The sequence below is a fragment of the Zavarzinella formosa DSM 19928 genome (genome assembly GCF_000255705.1).
Classification (GTDB): Bacteria; Planctomycetota; Planctomycetia; order Gemmatales; family Gemmataceae; genus Zavarzinella; species Zavarzinella formosa.
Map to the genome: position 1 here is coordinate 2,853 of NZ_JH636460.1, position 16,320 is coordinate 19,172.

The window sequence follows — 16,320 nt, forward strand, 5'->3', positions numbered from 1 at the left end:
AGCACATCATGTAGATCACGCTGCCGAGGCTGAACAGGTCGGCCCGGTGATCGATTACGTCGCCCGTCGCCTGTTCCGGGGCCATGTACATGGGCGTTCCCGCGATCATCCCGGACGGGGCGGCGCCGGCGTCGTCAGCCGCGCCGGCCAGGCCAAAGTCGGTGAGCTTGACGCGGGCGTGCGGGCTGGTCTCAATCAGGATGTTGGCCGGCTTGATGTCCCGGTGGACCAGCCCCCGGGCGTGCGCGGCCGCGAGCCCGAGGGCCGTCTGAGTCCCGATGCGGAGAATCTCCTTCAACTCCAGCGGCCCGGCTCGCCCGACCAGTTCTTCCAGGGTGACGCCGTCAATAAACTCCATCACCAAATAGGGCACCGGGCCGTCGTCGGAGACGGCGTAGATCGCCACGACGTTGACGTCCCGAATGGCGGCCGCCGCCTGGGCTTCCCTGACGAACCGGGCACGGGACTCCGGACGGGCCGCGAGACGCGGGACGAGCGCCTTGACGGCCACGTCCCGTTGCAGTTTGGTGTCCCGGACTTTCAGGACGACGCCGGTCGAGCCCCGGCCGACGACGCCAATGACTTGATAATGGTCGAGGCGGCCCAAACTCTCGGGGTCCTCGTCCGGCTTGAGATATGACAGGGCCCGTTCCGCGGCGCCCACCTGCTCCATGACTGGAACGTTCAAAAAATCGCCGGCCGTCGTGTGCGACCACAAAAGGTCTTCCACCCGCCGCCGGTCCGCCTGGTTGATGCAGGCGTTGTCGAGGTAGGCGGCGCGCGCCGCCGGGTCTTCCAGTTCCAGTGCGTTGAGGAAGACCGCGCGGTCCCGCATAGAAGTTGTCCCGAGAACCTGCGGCCGAACCGCCGCACCGAATCCAATGCGAAATCCGCGCGGCGATCACGCCAATAAAAATCACAAATTGGCGGAATTCGCGCCGCCGACCACCCGTTGATGGAGCCAGGCGCGGGCATAAGCCCAGAGGCGGTCCGCCGTCCGGGGGGAGATGTCCAAGGCCGCCGCGGCCTCGGGGATTGAAAGACCGCCGAAATACCGGAGCTTGACCAACTCGGCGGCGGGTCCGTCAGTGGCGGCGAGTTGCGTCAACGCCTCGTCGAGGGCGATCAGGTCCTCCCGAGGTTCCGGTGCGAGTAACTCGGCGTCGTCAAACTTCCGGCGGACCAATTCCCCGCCCCGCTTGAGCGAGATCTTCCGGCGGGCGTTTTCGACGAGGATGCGGCGCATTGCCTCGGCCGCGGCGGCAAAGAAATGGCCGCGGTTTTCCCACCTCGTCTCCCCCGCGTCGCCGACCAGGCGGAGGTACGCCTCGTGGACCAGGGCCGTTGGCTGAAGCGTCTGCCCGGCCCCCTCGTGCGACAGCCTCTGCGAGGCCAGCCGGCGAAGTTCGTCATAGACGAGCGGCAACAGCTCCGTCGGCGTTCCCCCGTCGCTTGGCCGGCTCTGTTCAATGACAAAAGTGACGTCAGACACCAAGTCGTCTCCGACAGCGGCCGAGTAGATTCACCGACTGCCTGAAATGACAACTGACTGTGACGGCGAAATGGTCGAGTGGAAAATGTTGAACCTGCACAGCATCATCTCAGGAGTTTGCCCAAGTTCACCTTGTATGTGAGAATTGTAATATGCTGGGGAAAATTATCCACGTCTCACCAGTCTTTTCGATTGACAGAGAAGTGAGAATCTCCAAACCGCCGCCGACCGAAGTGTTTTTAACCGGCGGTGACTGACGCTCGCCGGCGACATTTGCCACCGCTTGGCGGCTCGGGTCATCGTCCTCGCCCCGTTGGCCGGGCGAGAGGTGATTTCTTACCCGGTTGGGCCGGTGTCTTCAGGCTGTTCAGGTTGTGGGTAGATCGCCGACCGCCGACGGATACCGCTCATTCCGGCCGACCGTCCCCGTCTGGCCGCACCATCCGCGCAAACTCAGGCCACCTGAGTTAACACGGTCGTGAACTGTTACCAGAAATTCATGTAATTGTCCTGCCCGCCGGAGGAACGCCCCCGCCCTTGGACGCTGATGTTAGCCAATTAAGGCGAGAGCAGATGGCTTGGCTAAACCCGCCGCATTCTGAAGATCTTGTACCCCCGAATACTGGTGAAACGATTCTGTGCAAAGTGGAGGGGAACCAAATTATGGGCACTAGCCAGGCCGCTAAAATTGGACACAAACCTTGTGGTCTCTGTAATCTGTGGGAAGTGGATTCCGCTTGTTTTTCAGGGATTTGCCTCCTTTTCCTTCTGTAACTGCTTTCTTCGGGACCAAGAGGTCGCAGGTTCAAATCCTGTCAGCTCGATTGTACGTTAACCCTTTCGCCGATAGCACTTACGCTAAACCACCGGTGGTCGGTGGCGCGGTCCGAAAGCCAAATCAATCCAGTACCGTACTGGATTTGGCCAAAGGAACGCCGCCATGCGGACACCCAAGACTCCTTCCTACCGTTTTCACAAAGCCAGGAATTGCGCCGTTGTCACCATCAACGGGCGTGATCATTACCTCGGCGAGTTCGGGAGCCCCGAAAGCCACGAGGAATATCACCGGCTGGTCGCGGAATTTCTTTCCGCGAAAAGAAATCCCGTCCCCGACATCGACCCGGCCAGTCCCCTGACCGTCACCGAACTGATCGCCGCCTACTGGAGGCACGCCAAAGGCTACTACGTCAAGAACGGCGAGCCGACCGGCGAGGCGGCCAGCATCAAACTGGCCCTCCGGTTTGTGAAACGGGCCTACGGCCGGACCCCGCCGTTGAATTCAGCCCGAAGCGATTGAAGGCCGTCCGCGAGGCCATGATCACCCACGACATCACCCGGATCGTCAACGTTCGCGATCCCGTCACGGGTGAGATTCGCAAGGAAAGAAAGGTGATCCAGAACGGGCTGGCCCGAAGATGCATCAACAAGCTGATCGCCCGGGTGAGGCGGATGTTCGCCTGGGCTGTCGAGGAGGAACTCGTCCCGGTGGCGGTTCACGACGCCCTGCTCCGTGTGGCCGGCCTGCGACGAGACAAATCCGCGGCTCGGGAGAAGGCTCGCATCCAGCCGTGTCCGAGGAACACATCGCGGCTGTCCTTCCGCTGGTGCCGTCCATGGTGGCCGACATGATCCGGGTTCAGCGACTCAGCGGCGCCCGGCCACAGGAAGTCGTTCAGATGAGAGCCGCGGACATCGACAGGACAAAGGATGTCTGGGAATACCGCCCGCCGCGATTCAAGACTGAGCATCACAACGAAGACGACGTTCCCGATCGAGACCGTTTGATATTCATCGGCCCTGTCTGCCAATTGATTCTGGCGCCTTACTTGGCGGGGAATCCCGCCTCTTATCTCTTTGCCCCGACTACCGCTGAGTCCCTCCGGAATGCCTCGCGACGTCTGGCTCGCAAGTCTCCGATGACGCCGAGCCAGGCGGCTCGAACCGCAAAAGGACGGCGAATTTCACCACTCAAGCCGCATTACTCGGTGGCCAGTTACCGCCAGGCCATCAACCGGGCCTGCGCGAAGGCCAGCATCCCCAAGTGGTCTCCCAACCAACTTCGCCACCTGAGGCTGACGGAGATCCGCAAATGCTTTGGCCTTGAGGCCAGCCGGGTATGCGGGGGCCATCGGGAGATCGGAGTCACCCAAATGTATGCGGAACAGGATCACGACCTTGCACGCGACGTGATGGCAAAGATAGGTTAGTTTAGAATAGCTCCGTTCGCGACGCACCTCTGACCGAGGACATGGCATCAACGCCTGCCTTCAGTCAGAAGAGGCGGCCTTCCGCCATGGCATGGCCCGGCGTCATAAGAGGCATGAAGCCACTTGGAGTCGCCGAGGACAATAGCAACAAACCGTCGTCTCCGCGAGCCCCGCGAAAATGAATACGCCAAAGCAAACTTCCAATAATACCAGCCCATGCCCCCCAATCGAAGACGGTCAGAGGCCGTTGTTGTTCGCATATGCCTTGGGAAAGCATGCGGGCGCATTTCGAAATCGCCTCGAAGACAGATATCTAATCTTCACACCGGATCCAAACCACAACGATAAAGACCGAGAGCATGCTCTCCTTGGCTGGATTGAGCAGAGAATTGAAGAGGAGGCGGCGTTTTTGAAGGCGGATTGCCGGGGGTTAGGCAAGCAGTTCGGTTCCCCTGGCCCGACTCTTGTTTTGGCGTTCATTGAAACTGTTCATCAAATGACAAATGCCTGCCGGTCACGGTGGGACTCTGACGAACGTCGCGAAGCCAGGAGACTCTACGCCAATCTACATCGACGGGACGCCGATTTGGACTGGGTCGATTTTGACGAAAACAAATATTACGAAATTGTGTGTGCCACGCCGGTTGGCCCTCGTTGCTGGGAGAGTTTTGAATCAGCGTTCAACGACCTTGTGATCGGCTTGAACCGACCATTGGGAATGCTGGTTTTAATGGGACGTCTGCTTGAAGAATTCACCGGCCCGACCTGGGTGAGCTTCGACCCGAGCGCCAAATGCCGTCAACTGGCCCAAAGCGGCCATGTCATTGAATTTTTGTGGGACGACATGCTCCGAAGCCTGGACATTTTGGGACGAGTGGCTTGTGCGTCATTAATTCCACCGTGGCTGGATCGGATGTGCATCGTCGAAACGGCCGAAAATCAATTGCGCGATCTTGTGAAATGGTTGGAGAAAGAATTGCCGTCACTGACCGTCAACCAGCGGTTTTTGAAGAATGCGTCGGAAGATGCCGGTGGCTCGCCGGAATACGAAGGAATCGTGAGACGAATGTTGAAAGAATTTGAAGCTCCACCGCTGCCGTCGACTACGCCAAACTTGCAACAACTATTGAAAACACCTGCGTCGCAACCGAGGCAGGCAGATGGCGAACTTTTTTGGAATGAATTGACCAGAGAACTCAAACTTGGCGAGAATTTATGCAAGAAAGTCGGGCACATAGGAAAAAATATGATCCGGCTACTGAACCTGTTTCAAGAACAACAATGGCCGGCGTCGGTCAGGGCCCCCGATGATTGGATTGGTGACATCGAGGATGCCTTGCGGCTCCGCAAAATTAACGATGTCGTGTACAAATTAAACACAAATCTCAAATGGATCAGATTTTTCGTCAATACCACAAGCCAAGGCACATCAATTCATTGGAAGCTCACGGACGAGCCATGATAGATGAATTGCACGCGTCGACGGGGTTATTCGCGAATCGCCGTTAGAATGCCTGACATTTTTCACTCGTCGAGTACGGCGGTTGGTGAAATGCCGGACCGCAAGTGGAATCTAAGAGCGTTCGGAAACAATGACGAAAACCCGTAAAAATAAGAGATTTTGCCTCATTGTTTCCGAACTCACGAAGTGTTTCACAAGGTATCATGATCTAATAAGAACGATCGGAAATGATGAAGAAAAACCACTGAAAACCAAGGCGGCCCGTCATTGTTTCCGTTCGCCCTAATGAGGCCGTTCATACCACCAGCCCGGACATGCGGACTGCGGCAGCCAAGTAGTCTTGGCCCGTCAAATTCCACGGTTGAGGCCATTTGATGGCGGTGGAACTGATGTCGACATCACTTTAAGACTTCCATCCTCAGAATTTATAGCAGAGTTCACGCAGTCGTAGCGGGCGCATAGCCGCAGTGCCGGAAGTAGTTCAGACATTCGTTCGGCGAGAAGCGGGGAATGATCTGTCGCAGGGCTTTGTAAATGCCTTTGGTGGTGCGGGCGGCCCAATCCCGCAAGCCCCGTTTCAATTTGGAGAAGGCGTTCTCGATGGGATTCAGGTCCGGACTGTGCGGGGGCAAGTATTCCAACCGGCAACCCGCCGAGCGGATGGCGGTTTCGATCCCGCTGACCTTGTGGGCGGGAAGGTTGTCCATCACCACCACCATCCCCGGCCGCAACGAGGGGACCAACACCTGCCCCACATACGCCGAGAACAGTTCCCCGTTTATCGCCCCCTCGAACGCCCACGGAGCCGTCAGGCCGCCGCTCGTCAACGCGCCGACGAAGGTCACGCCCCGCCACCGATTGAACGGGGCGTCGGCGACCACCCGTTCCCCGGCCGGACCATATCCGTGGGTTCGTTGCATGGTGGTGGTCGCCCCGGTTTCGTCCAGAAACACCAACTCATCCGGAGACACGCCCGCCAGTTTTGACGGCCATTCCCGCCTCGCCTCCGCCACGTCGGGCCGGTCCTGTTCGGAGGCCCGGACCGATTTCTTCTTCCGGGTCAGTCGCAGCCGCCGCATCGTCCTCCAGACCGTGTCACGCGAGGCCGGCAGGTTCAGACGTTCGCGATGTTCGGCCGGAGTGGCGTCCGGGTGTTTGAGCACGGCCTGACGCAGTTCCTCCTCGTGGCCGGCCAGTTTGCGAACCGAACCGTTTCGAAAGGGCCGGGGGGCCAACGAGCCGGTCTCGCGGAACCGCTGGCACAGTCGACGCACGAAGGCCGCGCTGACGCCGAACCGCTCGGCCGCCTCCGACGTGGTTTCCCTCGACTGACGGGCTTCATAGATCCGAACTCGCAGATCGCTGCTGTAGGCTCGCATGGTTCCTCTCTCCTTGAACCATTCTACCATTCGCTACACACTGCCGAACTCTGCTCTAAAACCGACTCGGTTACCTTACGGTCCTCTCTGACGGCAAAGACAGCCGCATTCCAAGTTCAATCACTTGCTCCAGCCAAGATCTGTCATGTCAATCGAAACGGTCTTTTTCGATTGGCGTGCGACTGACTTTGTTTGGCGTGTGGTCAACGACTGTAATCTGAAAATCCATTCGCGTAAAGTTAGTCGCACCTGCGGAAATGCAGGCAATCCTACGCATTTGGAGGCAGAAATGTTGGAGGTCAGTGACGAGCATATCCCGCTCGCGGAGATGGGCAAGCATTTGCCCAAATCAATTCCGCCGCCGCACATTTCAACTTGTGTGCGCTGGGCGCTTCGCGGCGTGGGAAGCCCGCGAATCCGACTGGAGACCATGAAGATCGGCGGTCGTCGATTCACGACCAAAGCCGCGATCGCCCGGTTCATCACCCGGCTTTCGACGGGGGGCGCCGTGGAAACCGTGGAGACCGCCGGCCGGACGCGGGCGTTTTACGAGGCCGAACGCGGTCTTGACGAGGAAGGGATCTGACAAAAAACTGGGACGAGTCAACTGCCCCGGATGGCATGAGTTTGTGCCATCCGGGGCAGTCGGTCATCAATCCGAATTTTGGGAGATTCCGAGGGTCGCATGCCAGGACCATCCGGCCGGCTTGTGACCCGGAATCTCCGGCCAGCGTCGCGGCCCGGCCATCCGGACCGCGACGCCACCGCCTTGAAAGCACGAGATCGCCGAGTCCCTGTTGAAGACCCAAGCACGGGATTGCCGCAACGACCGTGTCGTTACGAGTCTTCAGATCGCGATTGGTCGTGCGTGACACCCTCCATCGAAATGTCCGGCCTTGCGACACTGACTTTTATCTGACTTTTTCGGAACCAACATCATGACCATGGACCAGTTTGTCAAACATGTGAAACGAGCTGGCTTCAAACTCACCATCGCCTGCGATACGGAATTTGAGGGGCCGCTCACTCTGACCGTTCAATTCGCCATCCGATACCGAAGGTGCATTTTCGTGCAGGTTTACCGAGACCCTTCCGTGCCTCCTCCCGCTGACGGGATCAGCCTGGAGGGTCTTCGCGATTCATTGGGAGGCGCATGCAAGAAGATCAAGATCCGGCCGGTGAAGCCGCTCACCGCCCGCCTTTCTCCCGCCCGTGTTCTCGCCGATCTGGTCGGGCTCCGTTACGCAACGCCCGACGCGCATGTCCCCGACGATCGAAAGCAAGATTCCAAAGCCCTGGATGTCATTCGTCTTCAATTGGTCGCCCACCACTGGCCGGCCGACTTTTTCCGGGTGTTCGGCCGGAAATTTTTCCACAGCCAGCTCATTGGCTCCCGTGGCAATCCGCCAGCCATGGGTCTGCACCCGGGCAAGATCATGAAATTCAAGCAGGCCGGTTCGGGAGCCAATTACTTCCAGGCTCCGGTCGTCGAGTGTCTATGCACGCGGTTCCATCGCTGGCCGCTGGCTGTCACGACTTTCGACACCTGCCAGGCCTCTGACATGCAAAATCTCGACGACCTCGCCCAAGCTTTCCTGAAAGTAGGCAAGTCGGGGGAAATTTCCAAGGAAGACAAGGCCGCCATGCGCCGGACCTTTGAGTTGAAAACGAAACCTGCCTATGAATACGCGTGCCGTGACGCTGTCCTGACGTTGTTGTTGCACGAGGAGATGACGACCATCAACCGGGAAATGTACTCCAAGCTTGGGCTCGACCACGCCGTCCAGCTCCGTTCGACCAACGGAGCCCGGGTCGCCGACATCATCTTGCGGCAATTGATGTCCGCCGCAGCCGGCTCGACCCGGCTGAGTGTCTCAAGAAAATCGTCGGCCGGCGATCCGCCCCCCCGGGTCAGCGCCGCCAAGTTGAAGGAATTGTTGGGAAAAGGCTCCGCGAAATTTCTTTCGACCGAGGCCCGCTCGCGATTCGGCCCGCAGATCGGCCAGGTCCACGGCGGATTGTTGTTTTCCCGTTCCGCCGATCAACTCTTGCATCTGTCGCCCGGCCGGCTTTGTGATGTCGATTTAAGCGGTTGTTACAACGCGATCGTCTCCACCATGCGGCTGTACGCCGGTCGTCCGTTGTTGTGGGAACCGGGCAGCCATCCGACGACACTGGCCGACGCGGTGTGCCTGGCGAGGAAACACGCCGCTGGCCGGGACGCATGGATCATCCGTGTCAGCGGGCCGATGAACGCGCCGCCAAACGCCCTGATTCCATCGACCCGTGACGCCATCACGACCAGTAATGCGGACCGGAGACGACGTGCCAAGCCATCCCCGGCGTCCGGCGACGAGGGGCGAACGGAGCTATATGCCGATGTCATCGAAGGGGGAATCGTCGCGTGGGCCACTTGGGAGGTTATCCAGGCGCTCCCGAAAGAGATTCGTGAATCGTATGAACAACTCAGGGTTGACGCTTTGTTGATGTACCCGAAGGCCATGGTCGCCGCCACCGCCGGGGAGTTCGACACGCTTGTGGCGGCCCACGAGCGCCCAGACGCCTCGTGGGCGACCCAATTAGACATGGGCTCGCTAACCTTGACGACCAGGGATTTCATCAATGCGGACTATGTGACTCTGGCATTTGACTTGGGGGAGCTGGCTCGCGAATTTGGCCGTCGACGGGCGGAGGCCAGGGCGGCCCATGACAAGGGATCAGTCCTGGAACTCATGTGGAAATCGATGGGAAACATGATGTACGGAGTGATTGCCTCTCCCTTTCTCCCCACCAACAATGTGATCGCCGCAAACGTCATCACAGCCACCGCGCGTGCCCAGGCATTTCTGATGCAAATGGCGCTCAACGGCATCCAGGTCATCACCGACGGATGCACTTATTGCCGGAACCAGATCCCCGCCGGAACCTTGGTGGATTGTCTGGCCTTGGACGCGGAGTACCCGCTTCGTCGTATGAAGAAGGGCGTTTTCCTAAATCCGAGGGCCATCCCCACTGATGACGGAAAATTCACCGAATGGCTCAAGAAACGCATTCGGCGATTTTTCGGACAAAACGAGACTGGTTTGGGGGAACTGCTCGCCATTTTTCGTTTCGAGCACAAGCGGGCCGGGAAAGACGGACCGAAGGTGTTTGACGGATTGTATTCCGACGGGTCCAACAACTACATGAAGTTGATTGTCGATGATGAAGGAGGCTGGCATTGCGTCGATTTCAAAGCCAGGTCTTACCGTGACGAAGCCAAGCAGGCGATCGAACCCTGGCTTTTGCAGACGGCCCTTAAAGATCAATACAAGCGGCCCGCCCCGATCACGCCTTCAAAATCCCTGATGAAATGGCACGATGCCGTGATCGTCGCCCGCCAGGCGCTGAGGGTGCTGCCCGGCGCGGGGGAAAAACCTCCCCGTGTCTTGGTGCCCCTCTCAAACGAACGGATCACTCTCAATGCGTACAAAATGATCAAACCATCGATGTATGTGTTTCGTACGCCCGCACAGTCCCGGCGTGTCCGGCGCGTGATGAAACGGTTCGGCAATGAATTCCATGCCGGCTTGGAATTGCTCGGTTTGCGCCGGCCGGTCGGTTCTGACAGGCCGCGTCTCTTGTCTTCTATCCTTGAAGAATTGGCCGATTTCATTCGGAGCGGTCGCTCCGACCTGTCACGGAAGTTCAACTTGGGCCGAGGCAATAAAGAATTCGACATGATCAAACAGACACATGTCGCGGAGATCACCCGTCAGAAGGAGAAATTGAAAAGCGAATTGTTCCAGAAAATCGACGCTTCCGCTTCGCCCGACTGGCGGACGACCGGCCTCATTGTCACGGGAGCAGAACTGAGAACCATCCAAGACAAACCGTGATGAGAGATGTGGTGTCGGTAATTCAGTTCGTCATGTGGTGAGAGAGCGGGAGAATCTGTGCCGCGGGCCAAGCCCGCCCGCCGGCACAGTTCCGAACTCGACTTCTGAATCCCTTCAAGATCATTCCAATCCCCTTGCCATCGACGCCAAATCTCGCATTCTTGGGGGAACGTTGCGACGTCGCAACGTTCCCCCGCCTTGATTAGGCTCGCCTGCATGTCCGAACGAAGATTTCAAGCGTGTCATTGTGCTGTGAGAAAGATTGGTGGACCAATATTCTCTGTGGGTCATCCGACAAGAGCGTACTTGATGCAATGGATGGAGTAAATCCGCAGATAAAAGAATTCCAGGTCTCGGTGGCCGTAGACCTTTCGTTGCAGGGTTTTGATTTTGTTGTTAATCCCTTCGAGATGGCCGGTCGAGATCGGGCAGCGATGATAGTTCAGCAGGCCTGTTCGGCGCTGTTGAAGCGTGCTCGCCTTCTTCTGCAACACCGACAACTTTGACGCTTCGCCCCGCCGACACCAGTCGTTCAGAAACCGGGTGGCGTCTTTCAGGTTGTCCTGCTCCCGGAAGTGACGGTACTTCTCCTTCATGTAATAAGCCGTCGCCAGTGGTTGGTTGATCCGCAGAGCCTCCTCTAGCCAAGTGTGTTCTCCCTTGGTCTCGTCCAGGTTTTCGGGGTTCTTGAGGATCTGCCAGCGCGTGCCCTTGAGCAGTTTCTTGCCGAGCGGATCCTCGGCCTCGCGTTACAACTCGCGTCTAATATCGGACATTCTCTCGTTGAAGAGTTTGGCGACGTGGAAATGATCGAAGACATGGATGGCGTTGGTGTGGTTCTCGCGGACGGCGTAGATGTGCGCCGGGGACATGTCGGTGGCGACCGCCTTGATCTTCGCACGGGGCAGCCTTGAGGCGTTTCCAGAAGGGATTCAGGGCGTCGGCCCCGTTTCCCTGGCCGATGAAGACAACCACCCCGGTGGCCAGGTCAAGGACAACGGTCAGGCAACGAGACCGTGGCCGATGGAGATTTCATCAATTGCGATACGTTTGAGTCGTTTCAGCTTCGGCCGGCCGAAAGGGCAGGCGAACCGGAAGGCCGCCTGACGGACGAGTCCGCAATCGCGGTAGCCAAGGCAGTGGGACGGGCAGGAGTAAGTCAACGGGCTTGCCGCTGACCGGCAGAGCGCGGATGTTGCGTTCCTGAACGCCGTGGTGGATGACGTTGGCCGACTGGCAGGCCGAACAGCGGTCGCGGACTGGCTCTTGTCGCAGACACAAAGTCAGGCCGCTATTGGCTGAGACGGTGAGAACGACCTCGCCGTCACTGATTCTCAAAGCGCGATACGGTAACGGAGAGGACATGCCGGCTTCCTGAAGATGGTGTGGTTACCTTTCCATGAAACGGCATGCTCATCCTGTGCGTCAACCCCTGAGTACGCTCTTCCCGGATGAACCCAAACAAAACACTTTTGGCCTGGGGAATTCTTTTCTGCAAAGCGACCACGCTTTGCTCCAAACCCAATGTCGAATGTCGCGAATGCTGGAAAAGCAACTGCAAGTCCTGCCAGTCTGACATGGCCGGACTGAATCCGAAACAGGTCGAATATCACATCGACTGATGGTTGACAGCCGATCCATGTTGTGGGGAGAAATTCATGCGAGTTATTGCCCGTGTGCGGAAGACTGAAAAATCTGCTTCAAGTCCAAGACTGTCGCACTCACGATTCAATATGAAGTTTGTCTGCCTGGGTGAAAGCCGGTCGCCTTTCCGCTCCTGGCGCCTGCCAGGTTGTTCGCTCATCCACCCCCTGTTGTCTTCCCGGCTTCGCAATGGCTTGGAAAACTGAGCCGGCTTGATCATTATGGTTCATCAGCCGTTGAACATCATCAGGCGCCGGATTCGTCGAAACGCTGTCTGATTGGTTTTTGCGGTCGAGTGTTGTGGGGGGAAGACGAGTTGTGATCCACGACGGGTTACGTTGTCCGAACCAGAGTCATCCCATCCGCAAGAACATTCTGACAGCAATGTTACCGACGCCAAAATGCGCATTCTTGGGGGAACGTAATGACGTCGCTACATTTCGACAGCCTGCGGTGTTCCCGGACGGAGCATGACAGCCATTGATCGTTTGTGTTGGTCGATCGTGTCTGCCCTGGCTCGTTTCGGTCTATTGATCAGGCCGCCAGTCTGACCAAGGCTCGTCCGGAAGCCTCGGATGTCACTCAAACCAACCGCACAGACTTCTCGGATCGAATCACCTTGATCCGGTGTGTTGCCATGGCACGTCACATGGAATTGATGCCTGCGGCGACTGCTGGTTGAATCCGTGGCGTGGCGTTCTATTTTTTGTGAATCATCTCCAGTCGTTGCTTATCCACTTATCCACCGACCCTCTCGAATGAAGCTGTCGTACTTCATGCCTGAACCTCGGCGTGTGTGGTGCCCCACGAGAATGTTGAATTGGTCATCTTGGGTTCTGATCATGTCCGGGGGAATCGATTGGGAGGATCGGTGACTGGTGTGCCTTGGCCCTTCTTGTGTTCTGACTCGTGATAATCGTGTTTCTGATCAGTTGGCGGTTTCGTCAGTCGTGGATGATGGTTGCTTCGCATGTCATGTCCATTGTCTTTGTCATGTGTTCGGGGAGATGGGGTCGACAGGAGCTTTTCCCGAGAGATCCTGTCGGCCAGACTAAAGTTGAGTAAGCGCTTATTGCCTTGCGAGTCATGCGAGGCGCATCCGGACAGACTAAAGTTGAGTAAGCGCTTATTGCCTTGCGGATTTTGTTTGTGTCATCAGGTCGGATCAAGGTTGAGTAAGGGTTCATTGTCCTCATGCCGTTCAAGCGGGAACTCTCGATGAATCACCGATGGTGTTCCCGGCAGGAGGCCTTCGCCTCTTCAGGGGCGGTTATTTGCAATCTTAAGGTGCCTGACGAAATCTGTTCCGATTGTGTGCCATCCTCCTGAGTGATCCAAAGGCGATGACACATGCGGCTTGGATGCCTGGCATTCAGGGCCACGGCAAATGGTCGTGGCGGTGTTCATTCGATGAAGGTTGTGAGGCCATACGGTTTGATTAGTCAGCCGACAGATTCTCTCGATTGGTGTTGCCATATGGTTTGTTGCTCCGCGTGAGGAGCGGATCGATGCTGTGCCGGGCTGACCTCTTTTGGAGAATCTCGTCTACCCAATGCCTGGTTGATGGGCGACTCATCGGGCGACAGCTTGGGCGATCTTGGTTTGCCTGGCCGTTTGGCGACGCACATTGCCAGCGGGATGATCCGGTGGTGATCGCCGACGAAGGTTGTTCAGCCTCGCGGATGAACAGCCAGCTGGCGAAACTCGGAGCCGGCGGTGTGTTCTCCCGGCTGTGTCCGGCGGGCCACGAGAAGGCATCTGTTCAGTTTGTCGTTGAATGTCTGAATGAATATTTCCGCCATGAAAATTGTGTGGGTGCATTTGTTTGGCTTGTCAGACGGCCCAATCGCTGCAAACCGGTTCGGTGGAGGGTTCCTATTGTTGACCTCCTGCCGTGATGGCGGGTGACCGTGACGATTTCCCTTGCTGCAACGTCATGGTTGGAACGGATAGCTCCGGTGGCATCGGTTCCCGTGACGAATGTGAAGGTATTCAACACGGGTTGGCAGCTGGCAGGCGACAGACCGCAGGGAGGTTCGGAATGTTCCTCTCAAGACAGGTGTCGAGTGCCCAAACTGTCAAAGTTCTAAATCATTCAAGTGAGAGACATGTCAGCTGTTTTCTCCGTTGAGCGGATGCGGGCCTGACACGTCGGGAGGCGGTGGCTTTGGCAGAGCCATAAGGTGCCTCCGACCGGCACTCCGGCCAACCCTTGGCGGCCGGATCGACACCCTCCCCCTGCTGAGTAAGCGCTTATTCAACCAATGACCATTTTGGAGTCGATCCCTTTCCCTGCTGAGTAAGCGCTTATTCAAGCCAAGACATGTTTTGGATCGACCCCTTCATCGGTTAAGTAAGCGCTTACTCAACACAAGTCTCATCACGGGGCATGACACAATGCGTTCTGATCTGGCTGATAGAAGGAAGATTTGTCCCTGTGGTTGTTGGGCCTGTTCGTAAAGGAGGGACAAGTCGAATTTTCAAGAGTCGGATCAAGATTGAGGGGGCATCCGACGGACCAATGTCCAAACTATCGGCTGGCAAAGAGAAGGTGTTGCACGCGATGAGTTTGAACGTCCAGGTGTCAGGGATCCCACATGATCATCCTGTCAGTGATTCCTGGGTTTACCGGTGGAGAATAGTGTTTGATCTTGAGGGGAATCACCACAAGGGTGAAAGCATGGCGTCGATGAGCAAGGCCCGGAGAGCCAACGGAAATGGCGGGGTCTTTTGTGACGAGCGTGTCAATGATCGTGAACCCTTCGGAAATGGATCAAAATCTCACAAGCCTGACGGATGAAGCCGAATGACACACGCAGCAGTCTGGCTGAGCTGCGTGATATTCATTTGGATTGGCCCGACATGACCGTAACCGAATCAGGCTTGTCTGTGAGTGATGAACTGTCGGGTCGAATGCCCGAATCCTTTGACCGCCTGAACAGCCAGACCGTGTGATGCTACAGTCCCCGCTCAGCCGACGGCCAGACCATTCCCGACGACCGGTCAGCAACGAAGCGAACCCAGTTCATCCATCGACCGCCCCCGGGAACGCGATGGGACGGTTTTGTTTCGTTCCGTGGTTTGTGTCGGATGCGGTGTCGCCTTGGCTGGCGCTCTGCTCGCTTCGGGTCGTATGGGCCACTGCGACTGCCTGTGCGGTGATTCGTTGCTCAGACCGGCCCCGACGTCTGTGTCGGTGATTCGGGGTGCGCGAGGAGGCGGTCGGCTTGAAACCGTTCCCAAGGCGACGGGACCGCTCCGCCGGCCACCTTCCATCCCGCGTCGTCGCAGGCATGCATGCGGTCTCCGGACCATTGCCTTAACCGAGTGTGGTGTTCGTCCAGGAAATCAATCACCAGCAACCGGCCGTCCGGACAGCCAAATCCAGACTCTGTCTCCGGCGCTTCGGGCGGCGCCGCCAGGCTGGCGTTGATCAGAACGGATGAGGGAGGTCCTGCGAATTTCGACTCCCCGACCGCCAGATGCACCCGGGAGCCGGAAGCCTCCCGTTTCAAGGCTGTTGAGACCCTTGGATGATGAGCGGCCTGCTCTCCCGACGACCGGTCGCCGATCAAGGGCAGTTCCGGCCGGAGGGCGAGGATCGCCTCGGCGTGGTCGAGACACCCGACGCGAATGGCAACCTGGCCCGAGAGCCGGGCCCCGACCATCGCTGACATTGGCGGAAACTCCCTCCGAATTGTCTTGATGTCGCCCGTCTGGAACAGATCCGCCAGCCGGCGGATCAGGTGGTTTCGGACCGGGTGATGCCAAATACCCTCCCGCCGGAGGTTCTCGTCCGGGAGATTCTTTCCCGGCAACGGATCCTCGGAGACCGGCAGGAACACGACGTCCGCCGGCCGGGGGTCGTGGCCGTGCTGCCGCACGATGATCTCGTCCCGGCCGCACACGGACGCCAGCAAGCATTTCTGAAAGGGACTCGGCGAAAAATCGAGGGGGAGCAACCCGAACAGACGGCATGTCCCGGTCTGTGGAAATCCCCGCTGGATCGTCGGTCCCGGAGAGGCAAACAACTTTTCCGGACGGAGGGCGAACCAGAAGTCGCGACGGTCCAGGACGAGGGCCTCCTCACCCAGCCTCGCGTGGTCGGCGACGATCACCCGGGCGGTCTCATTCCAGGGATGATTGTCGTCGAGGATCCGGAGCTTGTCCTCGTATGCTCGCAACCGGCCTCCCAGCGTCCAGGCCCCGGCCGGCGAGGCTGCGGTCATCACCAGCATGGCTTTCGGCCAGGCCCGGG

12 protein-coding genes and 1 pseudogene are annotated in these 16,320 nt (G+C 58.1%); 7 read left to right on the forward strand and 6 right to left on the reverse strand.

Annotated elements, in window-relative coordinates; all coding sequences use genetic code 11:
- Both BGIM_RS66340 and BGIM_RS0147445 read right to left on the reverse strand, forming a co-directional pair.
- Window positions 1-835: serine/threonine-protein kinase (locus BGIM_RS66340; protein WP_193789107.1), on the reverse strand; the 835-nt coding region annotated here is incomplete at its 3' end.
- Window positions 836-916: 81 nt separating this feature from the next.
- Window positions 917-1,492: an ECF-type sigma factor gene (locus BGIM_RS0147445; RefSeq protein ID WP_020476579.1), complete on the reverse strand. Its 576-nt coding sequence runs from the start codon at window positions 1,490-1,492 to the stop codon at window positions 917-919.
- Window positions 1,493-2,432: 940 nt separating this feature from the next.
- Here BGIM_RS0147445 and BGIM_RS59680 point away from each other — a divergent pair.
- The 4 genes from BGIM_RS59680 (at window position 2,433) to BGIM_RS0147465 (ending at window position 5,161) form a co-directional block, all read left to right on the forward strand.
- Window positions 2,433-2,789, forward strand: coding sequence for a hypothetical protein (locus BGIM_RS59680; RefSeq protein WP_020476580.1), 357 nt, complete (start codon window positions 2,433-2,435; stop codon window positions 2,787-2,789).
- A complete protein-coding gene (locus BGIM_RS59685; protein WP_020476581.1) occupies window positions 2,786-3,121 on the forward strand; it encodes a hypothetical protein in 336 nt (111 codons plus the stop codon). The genes BGIM_RS59680 and BGIM_RS59685 overlap by 4 nt, the downstream gene beginning before the upstream one ends.
- A 47-nt stretch (window positions 3,122-3,168) precedes the next feature.
- Complete coding sequence (locus BGIM_RS59690) at window positions 3,169-3,699, forward strand: site-specific integrase (protein ID WP_157370016.1); 531 nt, start codon at window positions 3,169-3,171, stop codon at window positions 3,697-3,699.
- A gap of 250 nt (window positions 3,700-3,949) precedes the next feature.
- Complete coding sequence (locus BGIM_RS0147465; RefSeq protein WP_157370017.1) at window positions 3,950-5,161, forward strand: hypothetical protein; 1,212 nt, start codon at window positions 3,950-3,952, stop codon at window positions 5,159-5,161.
- A 437-nt stretch (window positions 5,162-5,598) separates the two neighbouring features.
- Here BGIM_RS0147465 and BGIM_RS0147470 read toward each other — a convergent pair whose 3' ends face one another.
- On the reverse strand, window positions 5,599-6,540 hold the full coding sequence (locus BGIM_RS0147470; protein WP_020476584.1) for an IS630 family transposase: 942 nt from the start codon (window positions 6,538-6,540) through the stop codon (window positions 5,599-5,601).
- 289 nt (window positions 6,541-6,829) lie between these two features.
- Here BGIM_RS0147470 and BGIM_RS56575 point away from each other — a divergent pair, with 289 nt between their 5' ends.
- Both BGIM_RS56575 and BGIM_RS0147480 read left to right on the forward strand, forming a co-directional pair.
- Window positions 6,830-7,126: a DUF1580 domain-containing protein gene (locus BGIM_RS56575; protein ID WP_020476585.1), complete on the forward strand. Its 297-nt coding sequence runs from the start codon at window positions 6,830-6,832 to the stop codon at window positions 7,124-7,126.
- Between the two features lie 352 nt (window positions 7,127-7,478).
- Window positions 7,479-10,418, forward strand: a complete 2,940-nt coding sequence (locus BGIM_RS0147480) for a hypothetical protein (RefSeq protein ID WP_020476586.1) — start codon at window positions 7,479-7,481, stop codon at window positions 10,416-10,418.
- 287 nt (window positions 10,419-10,705) lie between these two features.
- Here the strand turns inward: BGIM_RS0147480 and BGIM_RS0147485 are convergent.
- Window positions 10,706-11,290, reverse strand: a pseudogene (locus tag BGIM_RS0147485) (ISL3 family transposase).
- Window positions 11,291-11,294: 4 nt separating this feature from the next.
- Here BGIM_RS0147485 and BGIM_RS65460 point away from each other — a divergent pair.
- Window positions 11,295-11,525 (forward strand): hypothetical protein, encoded by a 231-nt coding sequence (locus tag BGIM_RS65460; RefSeq protein ID WP_162136368.1) that lies wholly within the window; start codon window positions 11,295-11,297, stop codon window positions 11,523-11,525.
- On the opposite strand, the gene BGIM_RS68615 is transcribed toward BGIM_RS65460, so the two are convergent.
- Both BGIM_RS68615 and BGIM_RS0147515 read right to left on the reverse strand, forming a co-directional pair.
- Window positions 11,454-11,783, reverse strand: coding sequence for a transposase family protein (locus BGIM_RS68615; RefSeq protein WP_084760711.1), 330 nt, complete (start codon window positions 11,781-11,783; stop codon window positions 11,454-11,456). The genes BGIM_RS65460 and BGIM_RS68615 overlap by 72 nt on opposite strands.
- A 3,449-nt stretch (window positions 11,784-15,232) precedes the next feature.
- On the reverse strand, window positions 15,233-16,320 hold a 1,088-nt coding region (locus BGIM_RS0147515; protein ID WP_029632235.1), incomplete at its 5' end, for a hypothetical protein.

Bases quoted from the DNA above. Each gene is read 5' to 3' on its own strand.
- BGIM_RS59680 (WP_020476580.1), top strand. From the start codon at position 2,433: ATGCGGACACCCAAGACTCCTTCCTACCGTTTTCACAAAGCCAGGAAT.
- BGIM_RS59690 (WP_157370016.1), top strand. From the start codon at position 3,169: ATGAGAGCCGCGGACATCGACAGGACAAAGGATGTCTGGGAATACCGC.
- BGIM_RS0147470 (WP_020476584.1), bottom strand. From the start codon at position 6,540: ATGCGAGCCTACAGCAGCGATCTGCGAGTTCGGATCTATGAAGCCCGT.
- BGIM_RS56575 (WP_020476585.1), top strand. From the start codon at position 6,830: ATGTTGGAGGTCAGTGACGAGCATATCCCGCTCGCGGAGATGGGCAAG.
- BGIM_RS0147480 (WP_020476586.1), top strand. From the start codon at position 7,479: ATGACCATGGACCAGTTTGTCAAACATGTGAAACGAGCTGGCTTCAAA.
- BGIM_RS68615 (WP_084760711.1), bottom strand. From the start codon at position 11,783: ATGTCCTCTCCGTTACCGTATCGCGCTTTGAGAATCAGTGACGGCGAG.